At 75.7% G+C, this 436-nt stretch carries 1 protein-coding gene; it reads right to left on the bottom strand.

Features of this window, described 5'->3' with window-relative positions; genetic code table 11:
* On the bottom strand, positions 1-401 hold a 401-nt coding region (locus I6F37_RS40510; protein WP_249795464.1), incomplete at its 3' end, for a glycosyltransferase.
* Between the last annotated feature and the right edge of the window lie 35 nt (positions 402-436).

Raw genomic sequence — 436 nt, 5'->3', positions numbered from 1 at the left:
GTGTAGTCGGAGTTGGCCACGATGGCCTCGGCGCTGCGGCCGAGAACGCTGCGTACCGCCCGTCCGACGGGAGTGGGGGGCAGATGCTCGTGAGCGCGCACGACGAACGGCGCGCCTCCCCGCAGCCGCGCGACGGCGGCCATGAGGCCGGTGCGCGGGGTGTTGGCGTGGATCACATCCGGGCGCGTCCGCCGCGAGGCCCGCGCCAGCGCCAGGCCGGCGGCCGTGAGCTGGCCGAGCCCGACCGGGGTCTGCACCGGATGGAGGCGGAGGCTTGCATCCACGGCGGGCAGCGGAAGGTGCTCCACTCCGGCCCGGTCCACGGCGTCGGCCAGCGGCCCGCCGGATGGGCAGGCAACGGTCACCTGGTGGGCGTCTCGCACCCCGGCGAGCACGCGCATCAGCGACACCTCGGCGCCGCTCCAGGCACCTGTGT

The sequence above is a fragment of the Bradyrhizobium sp. NBAIM08 genome, from assembly GCF_020193935.1.
GTDB lineage: Bacteria > Pseudomonadota > Alphaproteobacteria > Rhizobiales > Xanthobacteraceae > Bradyrhizobium > Bradyrhizobium yuanmingense.
The sequence above is the reverse complement of the archived record's forward strand: the minus strand, read 5'-3'. Positions and strand labels throughout refer to the sequence as shown.